Origin of the sequence: uncultured Roseicyclus sp., from assembly GCF_937892565.1 — a bacterium.
Lineage (GTDB): Bacteria > Pseudomonadota > Alphaproteobacteria > Rhodobacterales > Rhodobacteraceae > Roseicyclus.
In genome coordinates this window covers 127,085-137,622 of the sequence record NZ_CALAHQ010000023.1, presented here as the reverse complement: position 1 = coordinate 137,622, position 10,538 = coordinate 127,085, and the positions used below count along the sequence as shown (strand labels likewise).

General features: G+C 63.9%; 10 protein-coding genes and 1 pseudogene. 6 read left to right on the top strand and 5 right to left on the bottom strand.

Annotated features, from left to right (window positions below; translation table 11 throughout):
• The first annotated feature begins 62 nt into the window (after window positions 1–62).
• Both Q0094_RS03560 and Q0094_RS03555 read left to right on the top strand, forming a co-directional pair.
• Window positions 63–323, top strand: a complete 261-nt coding sequence (locus Q0094_RS03560; RefSeq protein ID WP_297615301.1) for a metal-sensing transcriptional repressor — start codon at window positions 63–65, stop codon at window positions 321–323.
• A 4-nt stretch (window positions 324–327) separates the two neighbouring features.
• Window positions 328–1,632, top strand: coding sequence for an MFS transporter (locus tag Q0094_RS03555; RefSeq protein WP_297615299.1), 1,305 nt, complete (start codon window positions 328–330; stop codon window positions 1,630–1,632).
• 310 nt (window positions 1,633–1,942) lie between these two features.
• Here the strand turns inward: Q0094_RS03555 and Q0094_RS03550 are convergent, their stop codons facing one another.
• Complete coding sequence (locus Q0094_RS03550; RefSeq protein ID WP_297615297.1) at window positions 1,943–3,271, bottom strand: MFS transporter; 1,329 nt, start codon at window positions 3,269–3,271, stop codon at window positions 1,943–1,945.
• A gap of 197 nt (window positions 3,272–3,468) precedes the next feature.
• Here Q0094_RS03550 and Q0094_RS14480 point away from each other — a divergent pair.
• Both Q0094_RS14480 and Q0094_RS14475 read left to right on the top strand, forming a co-directional pair.
• Window positions 3,469–3,723 (top strand): annotated as a pseudogene (locus Q0094_RS14480) (metalloregulator ArsR/SmtB family transcription factor); the annotation flags it as partial.
• Window positions 3,724–3,735: 12 nt separating this feature from the next.
• The gene (locus Q0094_RS14475) at window positions 3,736–4,152 is read left to right on the top strand and encodes a rhodanese-like domain-containing protein (protein WP_366940212.1); all 417 of its coding nucleotides are present in this window, start codon (window positions 3,736–3,738) and stop codon (window positions 4,150–4,152) included.
• A 150-nt stretch (window positions 4,153–4,302) separates the two neighbouring features.
• Here Q0094_RS14475 and Q0094_RS03540 read toward each other — a convergent pair whose 3' ends face one another.
• The 3 genes from Q0094_RS03540 to zapE all read right to left on the bottom strand — a co-directional run bounded on the left by Q0094_RS03540 (window position 4,303) and on the right by zapE (window position 6,493).
• Window positions 4,303–4,536, bottom strand: coding sequence for a hypothetical protein (locus Q0094_RS03540; protein WP_297615293.1), 234 nt, complete (start codon window positions 4,534–4,536; stop codon window positions 4,303–4,305).
• Window positions 4,537–4,635: 99 nt separating this feature from the next.
• On the bottom strand, window positions 4,636–5,226 hold the full coding sequence (locus tag Q0094_RS03535) for a HupE/UreJ family protein (protein WP_297615290.1): 591 nt from the start codon (window positions 5,224–5,226) through the stop codon (window positions 4,636–4,638).
• Window positions 5,227–5,362: 136 nt separating this feature from the next.
• On the bottom strand, window positions 5,363–6,493 hold the full coding sequence (zapE, locus tag Q0094_RS03530) for a cell division protein ZapE (protein WP_297615288.1): 1,131 nt from the start codon (window positions 6,491–6,493) through the stop codon (window positions 5,363–5,365).
• Between the two features lie 99 nt (window positions 6,494–6,592).
• Here zapE and Q0094_RS03525 point away from each other — a divergent pair, with 99 nt between their 5' ends.
• Window positions 6,593–7,846: an MFS transporter gene (locus Q0094_RS03525; protein WP_297615286.1), complete on the top strand. Its 1,254-nt coding sequence runs from the start codon at window positions 6,593–6,595 to the stop codon at window positions 7,844–7,846.
• Between the two features lie 93 nt (window positions 7,847–7,939).
• On the opposite strand, the gene Q0094_RS03520 is transcribed toward Q0094_RS03525, so the two are convergent.
• Window positions 7,940–9,160: an argininosuccinate synthase gene (locus Q0094_RS03520; protein WP_297615284.1), complete on the bottom strand. Its 1,221-nt coding sequence runs from the start codon at window positions 9,158–9,160 to the stop codon at window positions 7,940–7,942.
• 122 nt (window positions 9,161–9,282) lie between these two features.
• On the opposite strand from Q0094_RS03520, the gene ilvA reads away from it, so the two are divergent.
• Window positions 9,283–10,530, top strand: a complete 1,248-nt coding sequence (gene ilvA, locus Q0094_RS03515) for a threonine ammonia-lyase IlvA (RefSeq protein WP_297615282.1) — start codon at window positions 9,283–9,285, stop codon at window positions 10,528–10,530.
• The last annotated feature ends 8 nt before the right edge of the window (window positions 10,531–10,538 follow it).

Sequence of the window (10,538 nt, the reverse complement as noted above, 5' to 3'; positions counted from 1 at the left end):
CTCTTGCGGCACGCGTGCGGTGCCGTCTTGTTCTATCCTCCCCGGGGGGATAGGTTCAATCTATGTCAAAACCGCACTTGCACGCAACCCACCCCGCCCTGATCGCCCGGCTGAAACGCGCCGACGGGCATTTGCGCGCGGTGATCGAGATGATCGAGGCGGGCAAGCCCTGCCTCGAGATCGCGCAGCAGCTCCATGCCGTGGAAAAGGCCGTGGTAAACGCCAAGCGCGCGCTGATCCATGACCATATTGATCATTGCCTCGATACCGAACATTCGGAGGAGGATCGCGCCGACCTCAAGACCATCGCCCGGTATCTGTAGCGCCATGCTCAGCACCCTGCGCAACCCGACCTTCCGTCATCTCTTCGCATCCCAGCTTGTGGCGCTGCTTGGCACGGGGCTGGCCACGGTGGCACTTGGCCTTCTGGCCTGGCAATTGGCGGGCGATACTGCGGGCGCGGTGCTGGGCACAGCGCTGGCGATCAAGATGGTGGCCTATGTGACGCTGGCGCCGGTGGCGGCCGCGATTGCCGAACGCCTGCCGCGCCGGGCCTTTCTGGTGGCGCTGGACCTGATCCGCGCGGGCGTGATCGCCTGCCTGCCCTTCGTCGATCAGGTCTGGCAGGTCTATGTGCTGATCTTCGCGTTGCAGGCGGCTTCAGCCGGGTTCACGCCGGCGTTTCAGGCCGTGATCCCCGACGTGCTGAAGGATGAGGGCGACTATACCAACGCCCTCTCGCTGCTCAGATTGGCTGAAGACCTCGAACAACTGGCCTCCCCTATCCTTGCGGCGCTGCTTCTGACAGTGGTCAGCTTTCCGGTGCTGTTCGCTGGCACGGTCGCGGGTTTTGTCGCCTCGGCCCTGCTGGTGGTGACCGCCCGCCTGCCGGATCGGGCGCGGGCCGAGGGCAGCCATTTCTGGGCCGATGTGACCAAGGGCGTCCGCATCTACACGGCCACCCCCCGCCTGCGCGGGCTGATGGTGATGGAGGCCGCCGTCGCCGCCGCGGGCGCCATGGTCTATGTGAACACGGTCGTTCTGGTGAAGGCCAGGCTAGGCTTGGGCGAGGAAGCCGTGGCGCTGGCTTTTGCAGGCTTTGGGGCTGGCTCGATGCTGGCCGCGTTCCTTTTGCCGCGCATCCTCACCCGATTGGACGACCGCCCCGTCATGATCGGCGGCGCGGCGCTGATGGTCGCGGGTGTGGCGCTGGTGCCGATGGTCGGCAGCCTTGCCGCGCTGATCGCCCTTTGGGCCATCATCGGCTTTGGCTTTTCCCTGACCCAGACCCCCATCGGGCGGATCATCAACCGCTCCGCGCGCGAGGCTGACCGGGGCGCGGTCTTTGCCGCCCAGTTCGCATTGTCACACGCCTGCTGGCTGGTCACCTATCCGCTGGCAGGCTGGGTCGGCGCGGGCGCGGGGCTGTCGGCTGCGGCGCTGGTCCTGGCAGGCATCGGTGCTGTGGGCGTGGTGGCGGTGTTGTGGCTCTGGCCCGCCCATGACCCAGAGGCGTTCGCGCATAGCCATGACAACCTGCCGCTCGATCACCCGCATCTGATGGGTCACAGACACCACACACACAGGTTCGTCGTGGATGAGAACCATCCAAGATGGGCCGCAAAACTCTGACGACGGACCGCCCAGACCTGACAAACCCCCATTGCACCCGCGATGGCAGCGGCCGGCCACAGATCGAGTGGAACCCCAGCAAAGCGCCCGATTGCGTCGCTCGGCCTGTCCAAACACCACGCCGGACCATGTCCGCCGACGCAAAGCAGCCCTTTCGGAAAGCTGCATGACAATGATGCTCGGGGCGTCCGCCCCGTCGACCTGCCGCTTGACGATCGCCAGCGTCAGACAGGCCAGACGGCTCTGCCTGCTGGCATGGCGTCAGGCCAAGTTCACTGCCATCGCAAGATCGCGAATGGTGCAAAACGCATCAGCATCCATGCCGCGTCGCCACACCCCCGGCTTCGGGCGGTTTGGCCGGGTTGAGCCGTGGGTGGGTTTCCTCGCCGAGCCAGAACAGCACGCCGCCAGAGACGAACATGGAGATCGCAACGAACCAGAATGCGGTCTCTGCTGCGCCGCTCAAGCCTGCGGCGAGGCCAAGGCCGAGCGCGCCGATGGCATAGCCAAGGTCGCGCCAGAAGCGGTATATGCCGATGGCTGATCCGCGCCAGGCGGGCGGGGTGATGTCGGCCACCGCCGCCGAGAGGTTCGGATAAAGGAGCGCCATGCCAAAGCCCGCCACGCCCGCCGCGACCGACCACCAAAGCGCGCCAGTGCCCAAGACCATCATCGCGACGCCCGCGCCGCAGATCCACATGCCCATCACATTGGGTAAATGACGGCCCACATGGTCCGACAGCCGCCCGGTGACAAGCTGCGAGCCGCCCCAGACAAAGCCGTAGGTGCCGACGATCCAGCCGATCCCGGTCAGGGTTGCACCGCGCGTCACGAGGAAGACAGGGAATACCGCCCAGACCAGCGCGTCGACGAATTTCTCGACCAGCCCGGCTTGGGATATCGCCAAGAGCCGCCGGTCGCGCCAGCTCATCAGCGCGAAAACCTCGCGCGTTGTCGGGTGTTCGGAGACGCCTTGCGGGTAGCGCGGCGGGTTCTTCGGGGGTGCGGCCTTGTGCGCGGCCGTCTCCGCCTTGGCCCAGGGCAGCGTATCCTTCACCCAGACCGTGGTGAGCAGCAGCGCAAGAAGAACCACGGCCATGCCGAACACAAGCAAGCCCACGCGCGCCCCCAGCCACTCGGCGGCATAGGCGGTCAGGATGCCCGCGATCGCCACGCCGACATAGCCAGAGAACTCGTTCAGCCCCATGGTGAGGCCCCGTTCCTCGGCTTTCGTGATGTCGAGCTTGGCCGTTTGTGTCATGGACCAGCAAAGGCCTTGATTGACGCCCAGAAGCACCGTCGCGGCGATGATCCAGTTCCAGTCGGGCGCATACCAGATCATCACCGGGATCGGCAGCGCCACCACCCAGCCAAAGGCCAGCACACGCTTGCGCCCGATCCGTTCGGACCAGCGCCCGGCAACGAAGTTCATCACCGCCTTGACCGCGCCAAATGCCACGACGAAAGAAGTGAGCAGCAAGAACGAGCCGCGCTCAAGCCCGAACTCGCTTTCGGCCAGTGCCGGAACCACCGTGCGGGTCATGCCGATGGCGAACCCCACCAGCATCACCTGAATCAGCTGATGTGCAACCTGAACCCGGTTCTCGCGAATGCCGCGCGGGAATCCGCGCGCGGTCATGCGACCCGCCCCTTTGTCGCGATGCGCGCGATGGCATGGTGCCTGCGCGCGGCCGCCATGGCGCATCGCATCAATGCCGCCGGACAGATCGTCGGTTCTGCGGCAAGGATTGTGTCGGGCACGCTGCGCAGACCTTGTCAGGGGTGGGATATGCGATATCATTCAAGTAATCACTTGAATGTTCTACCTATGGGAGAATGGCTTTGTCAATCAGCCCCAAAATTGCTTTGCTTGCGGAATACGCGCTGATTGCGCGCGCCCTGTCGGCCCCGGCGCGTCTGATGCTGCTGGAACAACTGGCCCAAGCGGAGCGCGGGGTAGAGGAATTAGCCCAGAAGACCGGCCTGACCCTTGCGAATTGCTCGCAGCACCTGCAACAGCTCCGCCGCGCGGGCCTGGCCACCAGCCGTCGCGACGGCAAGGCAGTGATCTACCGGCTGACCGATGGCCAGACGCTGCAACTCATGGACCTTCTGCGCAGTGTCGCGGAGCGGAACCTCGCGCAGGTCGAAGATATCTTGCTGAGCCTGTCGGATGGCGAAGACGCCCCCGAACCCATCAGCCGCGCGGAACTTGCCCAACGACTTGCAGATGGGGCCGTGACCCTTCTCGATGTTCGGCCCGCCGATGAATACGCCGCCGGGCATATTCCCGGCGCATTGAACGCAACCTTGGCCGAACTGGACCGCATCTTGCCCAGCCTTGCACCCGATGCGCAGGTCGTCGCCTATTGCCGTGGCCCCTACTGCATCTACGCGCATCAGGCGGTCAGCACGCTCAGAAAGCGGGGTCTGAATGCCCGGCGCATGGTTGGCGGTTTGCCGGAATGGCGTGAGGACGGACGCAATGTCGCGTCAGTCGCGAAACGCCCCTCGAGCTAATCGGCAATACCATGCCAATGTCATTGCGGGGAAAGTCGTTGTGGTGCCGCAGGTCGATGGGCCACCCGGGCACGCCACGGAAGCGGATGTGGCAGCAGCGGCAGACCAAGCCGCCCAGATCGCGCACGATGACGGCGGCTTTTGTGTGGATCAATTCAATGCCGCTGCGGGCGTCCTTGCGCGTGAACCAACCAAGATCATGAAATTCATGTGAAATTTTTCGCCCCAGTCGATGGCCCTGTCGCGGTGGTTGGCACCGGTCGTAGCTTTATGGGCGTTGCCCGCGCATTGAAAGAAGCTGATCTGGCCACAGCCTGCGGTGCCGCTGAACCAGAGCGGCGTGAGCCCTTGGCGGGCAAGCCCGCGATTCAGCCGCGTCATCATGTGCAAGGCAACATTTTGGCGCATTCACGCCCTTGCACGGCTATTCGATGGACGTGCGGCTGACGTGCAATCGGGCTATCCCGGTCAGGTGATCGCGCGTCACACCAACCCAAGCAACGCAGCGCCGCCCAACAGGGTGATGCCCGCACCCGTGCCCTGCAGGCCGCGTGCGCCCCTCGCGCCGCGCAGCGCGCGGGCCAGCCCGACACCCGCCAGATGCAACAGCGCGGTGCCCACCAAAACGCCAGACGCATAGCCCGACAGGCCCACGCCGCCGGGAAATTCGGTGCCATGCGCATGGCCGTGAAACATTGCAAATCCGCCCACGATGCCGGCCGCGACCCAGACCGGCGCCTTGAGCGCCAGCGCGATGAACAGGCCCAACACCACCCCCGACAGCGCGATGGCCTCCTCGACCGCTGGAATCGCCATGCCCAAAAGCCCCAGCGCCGCGCCAAAGGCCATGACCAGCGCAAAGACCAGCGGCAAGACCCACACCGCAGCCCCGCCCAGGCGCGCCGCCCACAGACCCACGGCCAGCATGGCGATCACATGATCAAGCCCCAAAAAGGGATGCGAGATGCCGCTGGCAAAACCGCCATGCGCACCGGCCCCGGCATGGGCCCCAGCCTCGGTCGCCACAAGCGCAAGCGAAAGCCCAGCACCAAGAAACTGCAACAGGCGGATCATGGAACACTCCGTGTAAAGTTACTCCGACCCTATGGGCGATGCCGCTGCGGTCAATTGCGCGGGCCGATCCCTGTCGGTTGCGGCGCGGACAAGGGGCCGGATCCGGCGGTGATTGCCGAAATTTTGCGCGGTTTGCCTATCGCGTGGGCGCTGTCAGCCCCTCGGCCCGATCCCGCGCGTCGCGCCCGTCGCCCCAACCGGCACCCTGCATCTCGCGCAGGCGGCTGGCGGTGCGCTCAAACTCGAAACTGCCTGCTCCCTCAAGATAGAGCCGTTCGGGGATGTCTTCGGCCGATGCGATCAGCCGCACATGGCCTTCGTAAAGCGCGTCGATCAGGGTGACGAAACGTTTGGCCTCGTTGAACTTGCTCGCATCAAGGCGCGGGATGCCCTCCAGCACCAACAGCTTGACCGCGCCCACCAGCGCCAGATAATCCGCAGGCCCCAAGGGCTGGCCGCATAAATCCCAGAAACTGGCCCGCGCCATGCCCGCCCAATAGCGCGGCACGCGCACAGTGCGGCCCTTGACCTCAAGACAAAGCACCTCGTGCCGCCCGCCGGTCAGATCGCGCCAGATGTCGTCGATGGCTTTGCCGGACGCTGCACCAAGGGGTGAAAAATAGACTTGGGTCCCGGCAAGACGATCCTGGCGGTAATCGGTCATGGCATCAAGCTGGTCGACCTCAAGCCGATCTTCCAGAAGCTTGATGAAAGGCAAGAACAGCTGGCGGTTCAGCCCATCCTTGTAAAGGTCTGACGGGTGCCGGTTCGAGGTGGTGACGATGATCACGCCCGCGGCAAACAGCTTTTCGAACAAGCGCCCCACGATCATCGCATCGGTGATGTCGGTGATTTGCATTTCGTCGAAACACAAAAGCCTGAGGTTGCGGGCGATGCCCTCGGCCACGGGTTTGATCGCGTCTTCGACCCCGGTTTTGCGGGCCTCGTGCAGGGCCGATTGCACCTCTTGCATGAAGGCGTGGAAATGCACCCGGCGTTTCTGGCTTGTGGGGGCGTGCTGAAAGAACAGGTCCATCAGCATCGATTTGCCGCGCCCGACCCCGCCCCAAAGGTAAATGCCCTGTTTGCCTGTCGGCTCTGGCGGCTTGAAAAACCGCGCCAGCAAACCCGAGCGGGGTTTGGGGTTCGTCTCCAACGCCTCGCGCAGGGTTTCCAGCCGCAACAAGGCCGCCCGCTGCGCCGGATCGGGGCGCAAAAGCCCTTCGGCCACCCGGGTGTCGTAGATCGCTTGCAGATGCTGTCCCATGGCGGTGTGACTACATCCATTCGCCGCCGGGGTTAAGCGGGTCTTGCAGGGGCGTGCGGGCCGTGATTGGATCACATCAAAATCTGGGGAACCGTGCCAATGACCCGCCAAGACTCCATGTTCACGCCGGTCTTGATCGGCTCGTGCATCATCATCATGATCTGCTTTGCCGTCCGGGCCAGTTTCGGGGTGTTCCAGATCCCCATCGCCGAGGAATTCGGCTGGCTGCGCGCGGATTTTTCGCTGGCCCTTGCGATCCAGAACCTGGCATGGGGCATTGGCCAGCCGATCTTTGGCGCCATCGCGGAACGCTTCGGGGATCGGCGGGCGATTTTTCTGGGCGTGATCTTTTATGCCGCCGGGCTGGTGTTTTCGGCCTATGCCATCACGCCGGGCGAGCACCAGCTTTTGGCAATCCTTGTGGGATTTGGCATCGCGGGCACGGGGTTTGGTGTTATTTTGGCCATCGTCGGGCGCGCGGCATCCGACAAGAACCGCTCGGTCGCGCTGGGCATTGCCACAGCCGCGGGATCGGCGGGGCAGGTGTTCGGCGCGCCATTGGCCGAAGCGCTGTTGTCGGTGTTCGCATGGCAGACCGTGTTCCTGATCTTTGCCGCCATGATCATGACAACGCTTTTCGCGCTGCCGATGCTGCGCGCGCCGATCCGCACCGCAAAGGCCGAGATCGAGGAAAGCATGGGCCAGATCGTGGGCCGCGCCATCCGCGATCCGTCATTCGCGCTGATCTTCATCGGCTTTTTCTCGTGCGGCTATCAGCTTGGCTTTATCACCGCGCATTTCCCCGCCTTCGTGACCGAGCTATGCGGCCCGATCGAGCCCGGATCGCTGCTGCATGGCATGGGCATCACCACCACATCGGCGCTGGGCGCGGTCGCGATCTCGCTCATCGGGCTGGCCAATATCGTGGGCACGATCACGGCCGGGTGGCTCGGCAATCATTTTCCCAAGCGGTATCTGTTGGCGTTGATCTATACGGGCCGAACGCTGGCGGCGGGGTTGTTCATCATGTTTCCGATCACCCCCGAGACGGTGATCGCCTTTTCCATCGTGATGGGTGCGCTGTGGCTGGCCACCGTGCCGCTGACCAGCGGGCTGGTCGGCCAGATTTATGGCTTGCGCTACATGGGCACGCTGTATGGGCTGGTGTTCTTTTCCCACCAACTGGGCAGCTTCATCGGCGTCTGGCTGGGGGGTGCGCTTTACGACACCTATGGCGATTACACCGCCGTCTGGTGGGTCGGTGTGGCTGTGGGCGCGCTGTCGGCCATCGTCCATCTGCCGATCAGGGAAACGCCGCTCAAGGATCGCGCGCCCGCTGCGGCGGCGGCGTAACGGGGGGGCCGGCCATCCGCTGCCCGTTTGGGGCATGCGTGCCGCATGCTGTTCCCAAACGGGCGGCAGCCTTCCTCGCGATTTCTGCCCGCCTCAGCGCTTGACCCGGCGGTTGCGCGCCGCGATCAGCTTGAGGCGCAGCGCGTTGAGCTGGATGAAGCCTTGGGCGTCTTTCTGATCATAGGCGCCGGCGTCTTCCTCAAAGGTCACGTGCTTTTCGGAATAAAGGCTGTGATCGGACCAGCGCGCCACGGTGCGGGCATGACCCTTGTAAAGCTTGACGCGCACAGTGCCGCTGACGTGCTCCTGGCTCTTGTCGATCAGGGCTTGCAGCATCTCGCGCTCGGGGCTGAACCAGAAGCCGTTGTAGATCAGTTCGGCATAGCGCGGCATGATCTGATCCTTCAGATGCCCCGCGCCTGAATCCAGCGTGATCTGTTCGATCCCGCGATGCGCCTCAAGCAAGATCGTGCCGCCGGGCGTTTCATAGACACCGCGCGACTTCATGCCCACAAAGCGGTTTTCCACCAAGTCGAGCCGGCCCACGCCATGCGTGCCGCCGATCTCGTTCAGGCGCGTCAGGATGGTCGCGGGCGACATCGCCACGCCGTTGATGGCCACCGCATCGCCGCGCTCGAAGGTGATTTCCACCATTTCGGGGGTGTCGGGCGCATCCTCGGGGTTGGTGGTGCGCTGATAGACATAATCGGGCGGTTCCTGACCGGGATCTTCCAGCACCTTGCCCTCGGACGAGGTGTGCAAAAGGTTCGCATCGACCGAAAACGGCGCTTCGCCACGCTTGTCCTTGGCGATCGGGATCTGGTTTTTTTCCGCAAAATCGATGAGCTTTGTGCGCGATGTCAGATCCCACAGGCGCCACGGCGCGATCACCTTGATTTCAGGGTTCAGCGCATAGGCGGAAAGCTCAAAGCGAACCTGATCATTGCCCTTGCCGGTCGCGCCATGGGCCACCGCATCGGCGCCGGTTTCACGCGCGATTTCAACCAGCCGCTTTGAGATAAGCGGCCGCGCAATCGATGTGCCCAGCAGATAAAGCCCCTCATAAAGCGCATTGGCGCGGAACATCGGATAGACGAAATCGCGCACGAATTCTTCGCGCAGGTCCTCGATGTAGATGGCGCTGGCGCCCATCAGCTCGGCCTTGGCGCGGGCGGGTTCCAGTTCCTCGCCCTGACCCAGATCGGCGGTAAAGGTCACAACCTCGCAACCGTATTCGGTTTGCAGCCATTTCAGAATGATCGAGGTGTCAAGACCACCGGAATAGGCAAGAACAACCTTTTTGGGTGCGGGCATGGGCGGGCTCCGTCGCGTTCAGGAATGACCGCGTGGGCGATACCGGGTTTTCCGGCCCGGGGCAAGGTGAGCGCCTGCAACTGAGGCTGGACACGAGCGCGCGCTTGCGGCAGGCCAGTGGCATGAGTGATTTTGCCCCAAAAGCCCGTGCCACCACGCAAGCGCTGCGCGATCTGTTCGCGCCCACGCCCTTGCAGCGCAACGCCTATCTGTCCGAGCGCTTTGGCGCCGAGATCTGGCTCAAGCGCGAAGATCTGTCGCCGGTGCGATCCTACAAGCTGCGCGGCGCGTTCAACGCCATGCGCAAGGCGCTGGCCGCCGATCCCGGTCGGCGCAATTTTGTCTGTGCCAGCGCGGGCAATCACGCCCAGGGCGTGGCTTTTGTCTGTGCGCATTTCGGGGTCAGGGGGCGTATCTTCATGCCCGTGACCACGCCCGAGCAGAAAATCATGAAAACCCGCACCTTTGGTGCCGGTACGGTCGAGATCGTGCTGACGGGCGATTTCTTTGATGAAACGCTGGCCGCCGCCAAGGCGGACTGCGCGAAAACCGGCGCGCATTTCCTGTCGCCTTTCGACGATGCCGATGTGATCGAAGGCCAAGCCTCGGTCGCGGTCGAGATGATGGAGGAAATGGGCCGCGCGCCCGACCGGCTGATCTTGCCGGTGGGCGGCGGCGGGCTGTCGGCGGGCATGATTTCCTATCTTGACGGGATGGGTGCGCGCACGCGGTTCACGCTGGTCGAACCCGCCGGCGGCGCCAGCCTGACCGCTGCCCTCGCGCATGGGGCGCCCACGACGGTGCCGATCACCGATACCTTCGTCGATGGCGCGGCAGTGGCGCGGATCGGCAATCTGACCTTTGAGGTGCTGCGCAAACTGGCGCCGCAAGATGTGCTGATCGCGCCCGAAAACCGCATCTGTGTCACGATCCAGGAGATGCTGAATATCGAAGGCATCGTGTTGGAGCCCGCCGGCGCCCTGTCGGTCGATGTGCTGCCCCAACTGGCCGACCAGATCGCAGGCCAGACGGTGGTTTGCGTCACATCGGGGGGGAATTTCGATTTCGAACGCCTGCCCGAGGTCAAGGAACGCGCGCGCAAATGGCAGGGGCTGAAAAAGTATTTCATCTTGCGCCTGCCCCAGCGCCCCGGTGCGTTGCGCGATTTCCTCGATCTGCTGGGGCCGGGCGATGACATCGCGCGCTTCGAATACCTCAAGAAGAACAGCCGCAATTTCGGCTCGGTGCTGATCGGGATCGAAACCGATGATCCGGCCAACTTCGACCGGATGGTCGAACGTGTGACCGCGCGCGGCTTTGGCTTTCGCGACATCTCGCAAGACGAGGTTCTGTCAGATTTCCTGATCTGACCCGCAAG